This window comes from Enterobacter cloacae complex sp. SHL018 (genome assembly GCF_049237905.1).
Taxonomy (GTDB): domain Bacteria; phylum Pseudomonadota; class Gammaproteobacteria; order Enterobacterales; family Enterobacteriaceae; genus Enterobacter; species Enterobacter hormaechei_C.
Window position 1 is genome coordinate 20,435 of sequence record NZ_JBMKJE010000005.1, and the last position, 14,893, is coordinate 35,327.

Annotated in this window: 15 protein-coding genes; 14 read left to right on the forward strand and 1 reads right to left on the reverse strand. The window is 54.2% G+C overall.

Going from position 1 to position 14,893, the window contains the following annotated elements; genetic code table 11:
• The first annotated feature begins 33 nt into the window (after nt 1-33).
• From atpE to phoU, 14 genes are all read left to right on the forward strand, one after another.
• Nucleotides 34-273, forward strand: coding sequence for a F0F1 ATP synthase subunit C (atpE, locus tag ACOTY5_RS17685; protein ID WP_000429386.1), 240 nt, complete (start codon nt 34-36; stop codon nt 271-273).
• A gap of 48 nt (nt 274-321) precedes the next feature.
• The gene (gene atpF / locus ACOTY5_RS17690) at nt 322-792 is read left to right on the forward strand and encodes a F0F1 ATP synthase subunit B (RefSeq protein WP_003862370.1); all 471 of its coding nucleotides are present in this window, start codon (nt 322-324) and stop codon (nt 790-792) included.
• Nucleotides 793-806: 14 nt separating this feature from the next.
• Nucleotides 807-1,340 (forward strand): F0F1 ATP synthase subunit delta, encoded by a 534-nt coding sequence (gene atpH / locus ACOTY5_RS17695; protein WP_421631984.1) that lies wholly within the window; start codon nt 807-809, stop codon nt 1,338-1,340.
• 12 nt (nt 1,341-1,352) lie between these two features.
• The gene (atpA, locus tag ACOTY5_RS17700) at nt 1,353-2,894 is read left to right on the forward strand and encodes a F0F1 ATP synthase subunit alpha (protein ID WP_003862367.1); all 1,542 of its coding nucleotides are present in this window, start codon (nt 1,353-1,355) and stop codon (nt 2,892-2,894) included.
• A gap of 51 nt (nt 2,895-2,945) precedes the next feature.
• Nucleotides 2,946-3,809, forward strand: a complete 864-nt coding sequence (gene atpG / locus ACOTY5_RS17705; RefSeq protein ID WP_003862364.1) for a F0F1 ATP synthase subunit gamma — start codon at nt 2,946-2,948, stop codon at nt 3,807-3,809.
• A 31-nt stretch (nt 3,810-3,840) separates the two neighbouring features.
• Complete coding sequence (gene atpD, locus ACOTY5_RS17710; protein WP_015570150.1) at nt 3,841-5,223, forward strand: F0F1 ATP synthase subunit beta; 1,383 nt, start codon at nt 3,841-3,843, stop codon at nt 5,221-5,223.
• A gap of 20 nt (nt 5,224-5,243) precedes the next feature.
• On the forward strand, nt 5,244-5,663 hold the full coding sequence (locus tag ACOTY5_RS17715) for a F0F1 ATP synthase subunit epsilon (protein ID WP_006177560.1): 420 nt from the start codon (nt 5,244-5,246) through the stop codon (nt 5,661-5,663).
• A 138-nt stretch (nt 5,664-5,801) separates the two neighbouring features.
• A complete protein-coding gene (gene glmU / locus ACOTY5_RS17720) occupies nt 5,802-7,172 on the forward strand; it encodes a bifunctional UDP-N-acetylglucosamine diphosphorylase/glucosamine-1-phosphate N-acetyltransferase GlmU (protein ID WP_017383707.1) in 1,371 nt (456 codons plus the stop codon).
• A 225-nt stretch (nt 7,173-7,397) separates the two neighbouring features.
• Nucleotides 7,398-9,227 carry a glutamine--fructose-6-phosphate transaminase (isomerizing) gene (gene glmS / locus ACOTY5_RS17725; RefSeq protein WP_015570148.1) on the forward strand — a complete coding sequence of 610 codons (1,830 nt, stop codon included), beginning with the start codon at nt 7,398-7,400 and terminating at the stop codon, nt 9,225-9,227.
• A 277-nt stretch (nt 9,228-9,504) separates the two neighbouring features.
• Nucleotides 9,505-10,545, forward strand: a complete 1,041-nt coding sequence (pstS, locus tag ACOTY5_RS17730; protein WP_017383706.1) for a phosphate ABC transporter substrate-binding protein PstS — start codon at nt 9,505-9,507, stop codon at nt 10,543-10,545.
• Between the two features lie 128 nt (nt 10,546-10,673).
• The gene (pstC, locus tag ACOTY5_RS17735) at nt 10,674-11,633 is read left to right on the forward strand and encodes a phosphate ABC transporter permease PstC (protein WP_015570141.1); all 960 of its coding nucleotides are present in this window, start codon (nt 10,674-10,676) and stop codon (nt 11,631-11,633) included.
• Nucleotides 11,633-12,523, forward strand: a complete 891-nt coding sequence (gene pstA / locus ACOTY5_RS17740) for a phosphate ABC transporter permease PstA (RefSeq protein WP_003861156.1) — start codon at nt 11,633-11,635, stop codon at nt 12,521-12,523. The genes pstC and pstA overlap by 1 nt, the downstream gene beginning before the upstream one ends.
• Before the next feature lie 47 nt (nt 12,524-12,570).
• The gene (pstB, locus tag ACOTY5_RS17745) at nt 12,571-13,344 is read left to right on the forward strand and encodes a phosphate ABC transporter ATP-binding protein PstB (protein ID WP_003861154.1); all 774 of its coding nucleotides are present in this window, start codon (nt 12,571-12,573) and stop codon (nt 13,342-13,344) included.
• Nucleotides 13,345-13,370: 26 nt separating this feature from the next.
• Entirely contained in the window at nt 13,371-14,096 is a 726-nt protein-coding gene (phoU, locus tag ACOTY5_RS17750) for a phosphate signaling complex protein PhoU (protein ID WP_003861153.1), read from the forward strand.
• Nucleotides 14,097-14,140: 44 nt separating this feature from the next.
• Here phoU and yieH read toward each other — a convergent pair whose 3' ends face one another.
• The gene (gene yieH / locus ACOTY5_RS17755) at nt 14,141-14,806 is read right to left on the reverse strand and encodes a 6-phosphogluconate phosphatase (protein ID WP_017383705.1); all 666 of its coding nucleotides are present in this window, start codon (nt 14,804-14,806) and stop codon (nt 14,141-14,143) included.
• Between the last annotated feature and the right edge of the window lie 87 nt (nt 14,807-14,893).

Genomic DNA, 14,893 nt, shown 5'->3' on the forward strand with positions numbered 1-14,893 from the left:
CTACGTTTTAATTGAAACAAACTGGAGACTGTCATGGAAAACCTGAATATGGATCTGCTGTACATGGCTGCCGCTGTGATGATGGGTCTGGCGGCTATCGGTGCTGCGATCGGTATCGGCATCCTCGGGGGCAAATTCCTGGAAGGCGCAGCGCGTCAACCTGATCTGATTCCTCTGCTGCGTACTCAGTTCTTTATCGTTATGGGTCTGGTGGATGCAATCCCAATGATCGCTGTAGGTCTGGGTCTGTACGTGATGTTTGCTGTCGCGTAGTAGTTGTTTTAAAACCCCAAGCCACAGAAATTTAAGAGGTATTGTGCTGTGAACATGAACGCAACAATCCTCGGCCAGGCCATCGCGTTTATTCTCTTTGTCTGGTTCTGCATGAAGTATGTATGGCCGCCTTTAATGGCTGCCATCGAAAAACGTCAGAAAGAAATTGCTGACGGTCTGGCTTCCGCAGAACGCGCTAAGAAAGATTTGGACCTTGCACAGGCCAACGCGACAGACCAGCTGAAAAAAGCGAAAGCTGAAGCTCAGGTAATCATTGAACAGGCTAACAAACGCCGTTCTCAGATCCTGGACGAAGCCAAAGCTGAAGCAGAACAGGAACGTACTAAGATCGTGACACAGGCTCAGGCTGAAATTGAAGCTGAGCGTAAACGTGCTCGTGAAGAACTGCGTAAGCAGGTTGCGATTCTGGCTGTTGCTGGCGCCGAGAAGATCATCGAACGTTCCGTGGATGAAGCTGCTAACAGCGACATCGTGGACAAACTTGTCGCTGAACTGTAAGGAGGGAGGGGCTGATGTCTGAATTTGTTACGGTAGCTCGCCCCTACGCCAAAGCAGCTTTTGACTTTGCTGTCGAACACCAAAATGTCGATCGCTGGCAGAATATGCTGGCGTTTGCCGCTGAGGTGACGAAAAACGAACAAATGGCCGAGTTGCTTTCTGGTGCGTTAGCGCCTGAAACCCTCGCCGCGTCGTTTATCGCCGTGTGCGGAGAGCAACTGGATGCCAACGGCCAGAACCTGATTAAGGTGATGGCGGAAAGTGGTCGTCTCCGTGTGCTCCCGGATGTTCTCGAGCAGTTTGAGCACTTACGTGCCCTTAGTGAAGCTACCGCTGAAGTTGAAGTAACTTCTGCGACTGAACTGAGTAACGAACAGCTTGCGAAAATCACCGCCGCGATGGAAAAACGTCTGTCACGCAAAGTTAAGCTGAATTGCAAAATCGATAAGTCTGTAATGGCAGGCGTAATCATCCGCTCGGGTGATATGGTCATTGATGGCAGCGTACGCGGCCGTCTTGAGCGCCTTGCAGACGTCTTGCAGTCTTAAGGGGACTGGAGCATGCAACTGAATTCCACCGAAATCAGCGAACTGATCAAGCAGCGCATTGCTCAGTTCAATGTTGTGAGTGAAGCTCACAACGAAGGTACTATTGTTTCTGTAAGTGACGGTGTTATCCGCATCCACGGCCTGGCCGATTGTATGCAGGGTGAGATGATTTCCCTGCCGGGTAACCGTTACGCTATCGCACTGAACCTGGAGCGCGACTCCGTAGGTGCCGTTGTGATGGGTCCATACGCTGACCTTGCCGAAGGCATGAAGGTTAAGTGTACTGGCCGTATTCTGGAAGTACCGGTTGGCCGTGGCCTGCTGGGTCGCGTTGTTAACACCCTGGGTGCGCCAATCGACGGTAAAGGTCCGGTTGAGCACGATGGCTTCTCCCCAATCGAAGTTATCGCACCAGGCGTTATCGACCGTCAGTCCGTTGATCAGCCAGTGCAGACGGGTTATAAGTCCGTTGACGCCATGATCCCAATCGGTCGTGGTCAGCGTGAACTGATCATCGGTGACCGTCAGACCGGTAAAACCGCGATGGCAATCGACGCCATCATCAACCAGCGTGATTCCGGCATCAAATGTGTGTACGTGGCTATCGGCCAGAAAGCGTCCACCATTTCCAACGTGGTTCGTAAACTGGAAGAGCACGGCGCACTGTCTAACACCATCGTTGTGGTAGCAACCGCGTCTGAATCTGCTGCACTGCAATACCTGGCGCCATACGCCGGTTGCGCAATGGGCGAATACTTCCGTGACCGCGGTGAAGATGCGCTGATCGTATACGATGACCTGTCTAAACAGGCCGTTGCTTATCGTCAGGTTTCCCTGCTGCTCCGTCGTCCACCAGGACGTGAAGCATTCCCGGGCGACGTATTCTACCTCCACTCTCGTCTGCTGGAGCGTGCTTCCCGCGTTAACGCGGAATACGTCGAGAACTTCACCAAAGGTGAAGTGAAGGGTAAAACAGGTTCTCTGACCGCTCTGCCGATCATTGAAACCCAGGCGGGTGACGTTTCTGCGTTCGTTCCGACCAACGTAATCTCCATTACCGATGGTCAGATCTTCCTGGAAACCAACCTGTTTAACTCCGGTATTCGTCCGGCGGTTAACCCGGGTATCTCCGTATCCCGTGTGGGTGGTGCTGCTCAGACCAAGATCATCAAGAAACTGTCCGGTGGTATCCGTACCGCGCTGGCACAGTATCGTGAACTGGCTGCGTTCTCTCAGTTCGCATCCGATCTGGACGAAGCAACCCGTAAACAGCTGAGCCACGGTCAGAAAGTGACCGAGCTGCTGAAGCAGAAACAGTACGCGCCAATGTCTGTTGCTCAGCAGGGCCTGGTACTGTTCGCGGCTGAACGCGGTTACCTCGAAGATGTGGAACTGGCGAAAATCGGTAGCTTCGAAGCCGCTCTGCTGGCTTACGTCGACCGTGATCACGCTCCGCTGATGCAAGAGATCAACCAGACCGGTGGCTATAACGACGAAATCGAAGGCAAGCTGAAAGCTATCCTCGATTCCTTCAAAGCAACCCAATCCTGGTAATCGTCCGGCGGCTTGTCTCAGGACAAGCCGTCTGGCATTGAGGAGAAGCTCATGGCCGGCGCAAAAGAGATACGTAGTAAGATCGCAAGCGTCCAGAACACGCAAAAGATCACTAAAGCGATGGAGATGGTCGCCGCTTCCAAAATGCGTAAATCGCAGGATCGCATGGCGGCCAGCCGTCCTTATGCAGAGACCATGCGCAAAGTGATTGGTCACCTTGCGAACGGTAATCTGGAATATAAGCACCCTTACCTGGAAGAACGCGACGTTAAGCGCGTGGGCTACCTGGTGGTGTCGACTGACCGTGGTCTGTGTGGCGGCTTGAACATTAACCTGTTCAAAAAACTGCTGGCGGATATGAAAGGCTGGTCCGATAAAGGCGTTCAGTGCGATCTGGCACTGATTGGCTCTAAAGGCGTCTCTTTCTTTAACTCCGTTGGCGGCAACATTGTCGCTCAGGTGACCGGTATGGGTGATAACCCGTCCCTGTCCGAACTGATCGGCCCGGTTAAAGTGATGTTGCAGGCCTACGATGAAGGCCGTCTGGACAGACTGTACGTTGTCAGCAACAAATTTATTAACACCATGTCTCAGGTGCCTACGCTCACTCAGATGCTGCCGTTACCGGCATCAGAAGATGACGAGCTGAAACAGAAAGCCTGGGATTACCTGTATGAACCCGATCCGAAACCGCTGCTGGATACCCTGCTGCGTCGTTACGTTGAATCTCAGGTTTATCAGGGCGTTGTAGAAAACCTGGCCAGCGAGCAGGCCGCACGAATGGTGGCGATGAAAGCCGCGACCGATAATGGCGGCAGCCTGATTAAAGAGCTGCAGTTGGTTTACAACAAAGCTCGTCAGGCCAGCATTACTCAGGAACTCACCGAGATCGTCTCGGGGGCCGCCGCGGTTTAACCAGGTTTACGAATTACGTAGAGGATTCAAGATGGCTACTGGAAAGATTGTCCAGGTAATCGGCGCCGTGGTGGACGTCGAGTTCCCTCAGGACGCCGTACCACGCGTGTACGACGCGCTTGAGGTACAGAATGGTAACGAGAGCCTGGTGCTGGAAGTTCAGCAGCAGCTCGGCGGCGGTATCGTGCGTACCATCGCCATGGGTTCTTCCGACGGTCTGCGTCGTGGTCTGGAAGTAAAAGACCTTGAGCACCCGATCGAAGTCCCGGTAGGTAAAGCAACACTGGGTCGTATCATGAACGTATTGGGTCAGCCAATCGACATGAAAGGCGACATCGGTGAAGAAGAGCGTTGGGCTATCCACCGCGCGGCGCCTTCCTACGAAGAGCTGTCCAGCTCTCAGGAACTGCTGGAAACCGGCATCAAAGTTATCGACCTGATGTGTCCGTTCGCGAAGGGCGGTAAAGTCGGTCTGTTCGGTGGTGCGGGTGTAGGTAAAACCGTAAACATGATGGAGCTGATCCGTAACATCGCGATCGAGCACTCCGGTTACTCCGTGTTTGCGGGCGTGGGTGAACGTACTCGTGAGGGTAACGACTTCTACCACGAAATGACCGACTCCAACGTTCTGGATAAAGTATCCCTGGTTTACGGCCAGATGAACGAGCCACCAGGAAACCGTCTGCGCGTTGCGCTGACCGGCCTGACGATGGCTGAGAAGTTCCGTGACGAAGGTCGTGACGTTCTGCTGTTCGTTGATAACATCTACCGTTACACCCTGGCCGGTACTGAAGTATCTGCACTGCTGGGTCGTATGCCTTCAGCGGTAGGTTATCAGCCTACGCTTGCGGAAGAGATGGGTGTTCTTCAGGAACGTATCACCTCTACCAAAACCGGTTCTATCACCTCCGTTCAGGCGGTATACGTACCTGCGGATGACTTGACTGACCCATCCCCAGCCACCACCTTTGCTCACTTAGATGCAACCGTGGTACTGAGCCGTCAGATCGCGTCTCTGGGTATCTACCCGGCCGTTGACCCGCTGGACTCCACCAGCCGTCAGCTGGATCCACTGGTTGTTGGCCAGGAGCACTACGACACCGCGCGTGGCGTACAGTCCCTGCTGCAACGTTATCAGGAACTGAAAGACATCATCGCCATCCTGGGTATGGATGAACTGTCTGAAGAAGACAAACTGGTGGTAGCACGTGCGCGTAAGATCCAGCGCTTCCTCTCCCAGCCGTTCTTCGTTGCGGAAGTATTCACCGGTGCACCTGGTAAATACGTTTCCCTGAAAGACACCATCCGTGGCTTTAAAGGCATCATGGAAGGCGAATACGATCACCTGCCAGAGCAGGCGTTCTACATGGTTGGTTCCATCGAAGAAGCCGTGGAAAAAGCCAAAAAACTTTAACGCCTTAATCGGAGGGTGATATGGCAATGACTTACCACCTGGACGTCGTCAGCGCAGAGCAACAAATGTTCTCTGGTCTGGTCGAGAAAATCCAGGTAACGGGTAGTGAAGGTGAACTGGGTATTTTCCCGGGTCACGCACCGCTGCTCACCGCCATTAAGCCTGGTATGATCCGCATCGTTAAACAGTTCGGTCATGAAGAGTTTATCTATCTGTCCGGCGGCATTCTTGAAGTGCAGCCAGGCAGTGTGACCGTTCTGGCCGATACCGCTATTCGTGGCCAGGATCTCGACGAAGCGCGAGCCCTGGAATCGAAGCGTAAGGCTGAAGAGCACATTAGCAGCTCTCATGGTGACGTGGATTACGCTCAGGCGTCTGCGGAGCTGGCCAAAGCGATCGCGAAACTGCGCGTTATCGAGTTGACCAAAAAAGCGATGTAACACCGGCTTGAAAAGCACAAAAGCCAGTCTGGATCCCAGGCTGGCTTTTTTTTTCGGCCTTAATTCATGATGAAAAAGATGTAGAATTTTAAGCATCAAACGTTTTTACTTCTCACACAAACTACCGTCAGGATGCGTATGTTAAACAGTGCGATGAGCGTGGTGATCCTTGCCGCAGGCAAAGGTACCCGCATGTATTCCGATCTGCCTAAGGTGCTCCACACGCTGGCAGGAAAGCCAATGGTTCAGCATGTTATTGATGCAGCGAATGAATTAGGCGCCAGCCAGGTGCATCTGGTTTATGGACATGGCGGCGACCTGCTGAAAAAAACGCTGCGTGATGACAATCTCAACTGGGTGCTACAGGCAGAACAGTTGGGTACAGGCCATGCGATGCAGCAGGCTGCACCCTTCTTCTCTGATGATGAAGATATCCTGATGCTCTACGGCGACGTCCCGCTGATCTCCGTTGAAACCCTCACTCGCCTACGTGAAGCCAAACCGCAGGGCGGCATCGGTTTGTTGACCGTCGTGCTGGACGATCCAACCGGCTATGGCCGCATTACGCGTGAAAACGGCAAGGTAACCGGGATTGTTGAGCATAAAGATGCCACTGACGAACAGCGCCAGATTCAGGAGATCAACACCGGCATCCTGATTGCGAACGGTGCGGATATGAAGCGCTGGCTGTCCAGACTCAACAATAACAACGCGCAGGGTGAATACTACATCACCGACATCATTGCGATGGCTTACCAGGAAGGGCGTGAGATTGCCGCCGTTCACCCGGCTCGCATCAGCGAAACGGACGGGGTAAACAACCGTCTCCAGCTTTCTCGCCTGGAGCGTATTTACCAGTCCGAGCAGGCAGAAAAGCTGTTGCTCGCGGGCGTTATGCTGCGCGATCCGGCGCGTTTCGATCTGCGTGGCACGCTGACCCACGGGCGCGACGTTGAAATAGATACTAACGTTATCCTGGAAGGTAACGTCACGCTGGGCAACCGCGTCAAAATCGGCACTGGCTGCGTGATTAAAAACAGCGTGATCGGTGACGACTGCGAAATCAGCCCGTACAGCGTGGTGGAAGATGCCCATCTTGAGGCGGCATGTACCATCGGCCCGTTTGCGCGTCTGCGCCCGGGCGCTGAGCTGCTGGAAGGCGCTCACGTAGGTAACTTTGTGGAAATGAAAAAAGCGCGTCTGGGTAAGGGCTCGAAAGCCGGTCATCTGACCTATCTGGGCGATGCGGAAATTGGCGACAACGTAAACATCGGTGCTGGAACCATCACCTGTAACTATGACGGTGCCAATAAGTTTAAAACCATCATCGGTGATGATGTGTTTGTAGGCTCCGATACCCAGCTGGTGGCGCCTGTCACCGTGGGCAAAGGCGTGACCATTGCCGCCGGGACAACCGTTACGCGCGATGTGGCCGAGAACGAGCTGGTGTTAAGCCGTGTGCCGCAGGTCAGCAAGCAGGGCTGGAAACGCCCGGTGAAGAAGAAGTAACAACAAGGCGGGTGGCGCTATGCTAACCCGCCCTACGATTGAGTAGGCCTGATAAGGCGTAGCCGACATCAGGCAAACCCGGGAGAGGAGATAAATATATATCTCCCCCCACAAGCAGTACCCATAAAAATAACCCCACTCTCTACAAGGCTCGGGGCGCCCGGAAAGGGCAAATACAGGTCAGCGACAACGCATGGCATAACGCCATAATCAGGAAATCTAACTATGTGTGGAATTGTTGGCGCAGTTGCGCAGCGTGATATTGCTGAAATCCTTCTCGAAGGTTTACGTCGTCTGGAATACCGTGGTTACGACTCAGCCGGTCTGGCTGTGGTCGATGCAGAAGGTCATATGACCCGTCTGCGTCGTCTCGGTAAAGTGCAGATGCTGGCCCAGGCTGCGGAAGAACATCCGCTGCACGGTGGCACCGGTATTGCACATACCCGCTGGGCGACCCACGGTGAGCCATCTGAAGGCAACGCACACCCGCATGTGTCTGAACACATTGTGGTGGTGCATAACGGCATTATCGAAAACCACGAACCGCTGCGTGAAGAACTGAAAGCGCGCGGCTATACCTTCGTCTCTGAAACCGACACCGAAGTGATTGCTCACCTGGTGCACTGGGAGCTGGCAAAGGGCGGTACACTGCGTGATGCGGTGCTGCGCGCTATCCCTCAGCTGCGTGGTGCTTACGGTACGGTGATCATGGATTCCCGCGACCCGTCCACGCTGCTGGCCGCGCGTTCCGGTAGTCCGATGGTGATTGGTCTGGGCATGGGTGAAAACTTTATCGCTTCCGACCAGCTGGCGCTGCTGCCGGTTACCCGTCGCTTTATCTTCCTGGAAGAGGGAGACATTGCCGAGGTGACACGTCGCAGCGTGACCGTATTCGACACGAAAGGCGAGCAGGTTAAGCGTCAGGAGATCGAATCAAACCTGCAATACGACGCGGGCGACAAAGGTGCTTACCGTCACTACATGCAGAAAGAGATCTACGAACAGCCAAACGCCATTAAAAACACCCTGACCGGGCGCATCAGCCACGGCGAAGTGGATCTGAGCGAGCTGGGCGCCAATGCCAACGAACTGCTGGGCAAAGTCGAGCACATTCAGATCGTGGCCTGCGGTACCTCTTATAACTCCGGTATGGTCTCGCGCTACTGGTTTGAATCCCTGGCGGGCGTGCCGTGTGATGTGGAAATCGCGTCTGAGTTCCGCTACCGCAAATCTGCGGTGCGTCGTAACAGCCTGATGATCACCCTTTCTCAGTCTGGCGAAACGGCTGATACCCTGGCGGCGCTGCGTCTGTCTAAAGAGTTGGGTTACCTGGGCTCGCTGGCCATCTGTAACGTGCCGGGCTCTTCGCTGGTACGTGAATCCGATCTGGCGCTGATGACCAAAGCCGGTACTGAAATTGGCGTGGCTTCCACCAAGGCGTTTACCACTCAGTTAACCGTTCTGCTGATGCTGGTGGCGAAACTGGCGCGTCTGAAAGGTCTGGATGCCTCCGTTGAACACGACATTGTGCATGGCCTTCAGGCGCTGCCGAGCCGTATCGAGCAGATGCTGTCTCAGGACAAACGCATTGAGGCGCTGGCGGAAGATTTCTCTGACAAACATCACTCCCTGTTCCTGGGGCGTGGCGATCAGTATCCGATTGCGCTGGAAGGCGCACTGAAGCTGAAAGAGATCTCTTACATTCACGCTGAAGCTTACGCGGCAGGTGAACTGAAACATGGCCCGCTGGCGCTGATCGACGCGGATATGCCGGTTATCGTGGTGGCACCGAACAACGAACTGCTGGAAAAACTGAAATCAAACATCGAAGAAGTGCGCGCCCGTGGTGGTGTTCTGTACGTCTTTGCGGATAAAGACGCCGGTTTCGCCAGCAGCGACAACATGCACATCATCGAGATGCCGCATGTGGAAGAGGTGATTGCGCCGATCTTCTATACCGTTCCGCTGCAACTGCTGGCTTATCACGTCGCGCTGATCAAAGGCACCGACGTTGACCAGCCGCGAAATCTGGCGAAGTCTGTTACCGTAGAATAACTCCTTCAGACTCCACCTTCGGGTGGAGTTTTTTTTATGACAACCTGTCATTTTCAGCTATTTTTTCAGTGTCACATAAAGAAAATATTACTGAAATCCTGCCGTCACGTTCCCATTTAAGTGGATGATAATTAAAGATCTTTTTGGTTTTCTTTAAGTGAAACTTTCTTTGTCATAAAACTGTCATATTTCGTACATTTATCTGTCACCTGTTTGTCCTATTTTGCTCATCGTAGCCACTTAAACAATGATTTACGAAATCCTTGCAGGAGACATTATGAAAGTTATGCGTACCACTGTCGCAACTGTTGTCGCCGCGACCTTATCAATGAGCGCTTTCTCTGCCTTTGCAGCAGCAAGCCTGACTGGCGCTGGTGCAACCTTCCCTGCGCCGGTGTATGCCAAATGGGCGGATACCTACCAGAAAGAGACCGGTAACAAGGTCAACTATCAGGGTATCGGCTCCTCCGGTGGCGTAAAACAAATTACCGCGAATACCGTTGATTTCGGCGCATCCGACGCTCCGCTGTCTGATGAGAAACTGAATCAGGAAGGCCTGTTCCAGTTCCCGACCGTGATCGGCGGCGTTGTGCTGGCTGTTAACATCCCTGGCCTGAAATCAGGCGAGCTGGTGCTGGACGGCAAAACCCTGGGTGACATCTACCTGGGCAAAATCAAAAAATGGGATGACGAAGCCATCACTAAGCTGAACCCGGGCGTTAAGCTGCCTTCGCAGAATATCGCGGTGGTTCGTCGTGCTGACGGCTCTGGTACCTCTTTCGTGTTCACCAGCTACCTGGCGAAAGTGAACGAAGAGTGGAAATCTAAAGTCGGTTCCGGCTCTACCGTTAACTGGCCAACCGGTCTGGGCGGTAAAGGCAACGACGGTATCGCAGCCTTCGTACAGCGTCTGCCAGGCTCCATCGGTTACGTAGAATACGCTTACGCTAAGCAGAACAACCTGGCTTACACCAAACTGGTTTCTGCCGACGGCAAACCGGTTAGCCCGACCGAAGAGAACTTCGCCAACGCCGCGAAAGGCGCTGACTGGAGCAAATCCTTCGCGCAGGACCTGACCAACCAGAAAGGCGACGATGCATGGCCTATCACGTCTACCACCTTCATTCTGGTCCACAAAGAGCAGAAGAAGCCTGAGCAGGGTGCTGAAGTGCTGAAGTTCTTCGACTGGGCATATAAAAATGGCGGCAAACAGGCTAACGATCTGGATTACGCCAGCCTGCCAGACAGCGTGGTTGAGCAGATCCGTGCTGCATGGAAAACCAACGTGAAAGACAGCAGCGGTAAAGCGCTGTACTAACAGGATATATTTAACGAAGATGGCGGGTGGCGCTGCGCTTACCCGCCCTACGGTTTACTCTGTAGGCCCGGTAAGCGTCAGCGCCGCCGGGCATATTCGTAAAAACGTCTCAAACAGAAGAGTAATTTATGGCTGCAACCAAGCCTGCATTTAACCCTCCGGGTAAAAAAGGTGACATGATTTTCAGCGCGCTGGTGAAACTGGCTGCGCTGATTGTGCTATTGCTGCTGGGCGGCATTATCGTGTCCCTGATTTTCTCCTCCTGGCCGAGCATTCAAAAATTTGGTTTCGCCTTCCTGTGGACCAAAGAGTGGGATGCGCCGAACGATATTTACGGTGCGCTGGTGCCGATTTACGGCACGCTGGTGACCTCTTTTATCGCCCTGCTGATTGCGGTTCCGGTGAGCTTTGGTATTGCCCTGTTCCTGACGGAACTGGCGCCAGGCTGGCTGCGACGTCCGCTGGGTATCGCCATTGAACTGCTGGCGGCCATCCCAAGTATCGTTTACGGCATGTGGGGCCTGTTTATCTTCGCGCCGCTGTTTGCGACGTACTTCCAGGAGCCGGTCGGTAACGTTCTCTCTGCCATTCCGTTTGTGGGGGCGCTGTTCTCCGGCCCGGCATTCGGTATCGGCATTCTGGCGGCAGGTGTGATCCTCGCCATCATGATTATTCCGTACATTGCGGCGGTCATGCGCGATGTCTTCGAACAAACCCCGGTGATGATGAAAGAGTCCGCCTACGGTATCGGCTGCACCACCTGGGAAGTTATCTGGCGCATCGTCCTTCCGTTCACCAAAAACGGGGTGATTGGCGGCATTATGCTGGGCTTAGGCCGCGCGCTGGGTGAAACCATGGCGGTCACCTTTATCATCGGCAACACCTACCAGCTCGACAGCGCCTCGCTTTATATGCCGGGGAACAGTATTACCTCTGCGCTGGCGAACGAATTTGCCGAAGCAGAATCCGGGCTGCACGTCGCCGCGCTGATGGAACTGGGTCTGATCCTGTTTGTTATCACCTTTATTGTGCTGGCTATCTCCAAGCTGATGATTATGCGTCTGGCTAAAAACGAGGGGGCACGCTAATGGCGACTCTCGACATGCAAAACACCGCTCAGCTTGCGGAATCCCGTCGCAAAATGCAGTCAAAGCGCCGGATTAAAAACCGCATTGCGTTGACGCTTTCCATGGCGACGATGGCGTTCGGCCTGTTCTGGCTGATCTGGATCCTGATGTCCACCATCACCCGGGGTATTGATGGAATGTCCCTGGCGCTGTTCACCGAGATGACGCCGCCGCCGAACACGGCGGGTGGTGGTCTGGCAAACGCCCTGGCGGGCAGCGGCCTGTTGATCCTGTGGGCGACCGTTTTCGGTACGCCGTTGGGCATCATGGCGGGTATCTATCTGGCGGAATATGGCCGCAAGTCCTGGATCGCTGAAGTCATCCGCTTCATTAACGACATTCTGCTTTCTGCCCCGTCGATTGTCGTGGGTCTGTTTGTTTACACCATCGTGGTGGCGCAAATGGAACACTTCTCCGGCTGGGCGGGTGTGATTGCGCTGGCGCTGTTGCAGGTGCCTATCGTTATTCGTACCACTGAAAACATGCTGAAACTGGTGCCGGACAGCCTGCGTGAAGCGGCTTACGCGCTGGGTACGCCTAAATGGAAGATGATTTCGGCTATCACCCTGAAAGCGTCCGTCTCGGGGATCATGACCGGTATCCTGCTGGCTATCGCCCGTATCGCCGGTGAAACCGCACCGCTGCTGTTTACCGCCCTCTCCAATCAGTTCTGGAGCACGGACATGATGCAGCCGATCGCCAACCTGCCGGTGACGATCTTTAAATTTGCGATGAGCCCATTCGCGGAATGGCAGCAGCTGGCCTGGGCCGGGGTGCTGATCATCACCCTTTGCGTACTGTTGCTGAACATTCTGGCGCGCGTCATTTTCGCGAAGAAGAAACACGGTTAAATTTTTACGGCGCGGCACATCGCGGCGCCGAATGAGGAAATGAGTCAATGAGTATGGTTGATACTGCCCCGGGTAAGATTCAGGTTCGTGATTTGAACTTCTACTACGGCAAATTCCATGCCCTGAAGAATATCAACCTGGATATCGCAAAGAACCAGGTAACGGCATTCATCGGTCCGTCCGGCTGTGGCAAATCCACGCTGCTGCGCACCTTTAACAAAATGTATTCGCTCTATCCGGAGCAGCGCGCAGAAGGTGAAATTCTGCTGGACGGTGACAACATCCTGACCAATACCCAGGATATCGCCCTGCTGCGTGCGAAAGTGGGGATGGTATTCCAGAAACCCACGCCGTTCCCGATGTCGATCTATGACAACATCGCCTTTGGTGTGCGTCTGTTTGAGAAGCTCTCCCGTGCGGATATGGACGAGCGCGTGCAGTGGGCATTGACCAAGGCCGCATTATGGAACGAAACCAAAGATAAACTTCACCAGAGTGGGTACTCTCTCTCCGGTGGTCAGCAGCAGCGTCTGTGCATTGCGCGCGGTATCGCCATTCGCCCGGAAGTCTTGCTGCTGGATGAGCCGTGCTCAGCCCTGGACCCGATCTCAACCGGGCGTATCGAAGAGCTGATCACCGAGCTGAAGCAGGATTACACCGTGGTGATCGTGACCCACAACATGCAGCAGGCTGCACGTTGTTCTGACCACACGGCGTTTATGTACCTGGGCGAGTTGATTGAGTTCAGCGATACGGACGCGCTGTTCACTCGTCCGGCGAAGAAACAAACCGAAGATTATATTACTGGCCGCTACGGTTGATTTGCCTTAGTGCATGTGGAGAAACCATGGACAACCTCAATCTTAATAAACACATTTCCGGCCAGTTTAACGCAGAACTGGAAAGCATTCGCACCCAGGTGATGACCATGGGCGGCATGGTCGAGCAGCAGCTTTCTGACGCGATCACGGCGATGCACAACCAGGACAGCGAGCTGGCTAAGCGCGTTATTGAAGGCGACCACAACGTCAATATGATGGAAGTCGCCATCGACGAAGCCTGCGTGCGCATCATTGCGAAGCGTCAGCCGACGGCGAGCGACCTGCGTCTGGTGATGGCGATCATCAAAACCATCGCCGAGCTGGAGCGTATCGGTGACGTGGCGGATAAAATCTGCCGTACCGCGCTGGAGAAATTCTCCCAGCAGCACCAGCCGCTGCTGGTGAGCCTGGAGTCTCTCGGTCGCCACACCGTGCAGATGCTGCACGACGTGCTGGACGCTTTCGCGCGCATGGATCTGGACGAAGCGGTCCGTATCTACCGTGAAGACAAGAAAGTTGACCAGGAATACGAAGGCATTGTGCGTCAGCTGATGACCTACATGATGGAAGATTCACGTACCATTCCAAGCGTACTGACCGCGCTGTTCTGCGCGCGCTCCATCGAGCGTATCGGTGACCGTTGCCAGAACATTTGTGAATACATTTTCTATTTCGTGAAGGGGCAGGATTTCCGACACGTGGGCGGCGACGAGCTGGACAAGCTGCTGGCGGGTAAAGATCCGAAAGAGTGATATGTGTGGCGGGTGGCGCTAACGCTTACCCGCCCTACGTTAATTCAACGCGTAATATCCCACCCGCGCGCCTTCCACAACGCTGGCAGTTGCGCCAGATCGGTAAAGGTTGTCACTTTTGGATGGTCGATCGGCTTGTTGTGCGGATCGGCGCAGAAGTAAAACACCTCCATCCCCGCATCAATCCCTGACTGCGCGCCGGCAGATGAGTCATCCACCAGAATGCAGTTCTCCACGTTGACGTTCATCGCCTTCGCCGCGTGGAACATCAGCGCCGGATCGGGCTTCCAGCGCTGGATATCGTAGCCGCTGAACAGTTTTTCCGGGAAGTGGTGCAACATCTCCAGCTTGCCGAGCGAGTGCTGCATTTTGCTGACCGGTCCGTTAGAGACTACGCAGATCGGCACCGTCATCGCATCCAGCAGCGCGTTAGCGCCGGCGATAACTTCCAGCTCGGCGTCGAAGAGGCGTGCGACCTCGGCGCGGTACACCGGTTCCAGATCCGCTTTCACCAGATCCACCCCGTGCTCTTCGTTAATGATGTCGATGATCTCGTACAGCTTCACGCCCTTAAAGCGTTTAAACACCTCTTCGAGATCGAGCGTAATACCAAATTCCTGGAACATGGCGACATACGCGCGGGAACAAATGACCTCACTGTCGACCAGCGTACCGTCACAGTCGAAAAATACCGCTTCAATTCCGGACATGCCTTTCCCTTTTAACAAGTTTAACGTTTTCGTACGGCAGTTCACCGGGACGCAATCGTTGCCGTATAAGCAAAATCAATGAAAAAA

Coding starts and splice junctions, on each gene's coding strand:
- atpE (WP_000429386.1), top strand. CDS start 34: ATGGAAAACCTGAATATGGATCTGCTGTACATGGCTGCCGCTGTGATG.
- atpH (WP_421631984.1), top strand. CDS start 807: ATGTCTGAATTTGTTACGGTAGCTCGCCCCTACGCCAAAGCAGCTTTT.
- atpA (WP_003862367.1), top strand. CDS start 1,353: ATGCAACTGAATTCCACCGAAATCAGCGAACTGATCAAGCAGCGCATT.
- atpG (WP_003862364.1), top strand. CDS start 2,946: ATGGCCGGCGCAAAAGAGATACGTAGTAAGATCGCAAGCGTCCAGAAC.
- atpD (WP_015570150.1), top strand. CDS start 3,841: ATGGCTACTGGAAAGATTGTCCAGGTAATCGGCGCCGTGGTGGACGTC.
- ACOTY5_RS17715 (WP_006177560.1), top strand. CDS start 5,244: ATGGCAATGACTTACCACCTGGACGTCGTCAGCGCAGAGCAACAAATG.
- glmU (WP_017383707.1), top strand. CDS start 5,802: ATGTTAAACAGTGCGATGAGCGTGGTGATCCTTGCCGCAGGCAAAGGT.
- glmS (WP_015570148.1), top strand. CDS start 7,398: ATGTGTGGAATTGTTGGCGCAGTTGCGCAGCGTGATATTGCTGAAATC.
- pstS (WP_017383706.1), top strand. CDS start 9,505: ATGAAAGTTATGCGTACCACTGTCGCAACTGTTGTCGCCGCGACCTTA.
- pstC (WP_015570141.1), top strand. CDS start 10,674: ATGGCTGCAACCAAGCCTGCATTTAACCCTCCGGGTAAAAAAGGTGAC.
- pstA (WP_003861156.1), top strand. CDS start 11,633: ATGGCGACTCTCGACATGCAAAACACCGCTCAGCTTGCGGAATCCCGT.
- pstB (WP_003861154.1), top strand. CDS start 12,571: ATGAGTATGGTTGATACTGCCCCGGGTAAGATTCAGGTTCGTGATTTG.
- phoU (WP_003861153.1), top strand. CDS start 13,371: ATGGACAACCTCAATCTTAATAAACACATTTCCGGCCAGTTTAACGCA.
- yieH (WP_017383705.1), bottom strand. CDS start 14,806: ATGTCCGGAATTGAAGCGGTATTTTTCGACTGTGACGGTACGCTGGTC.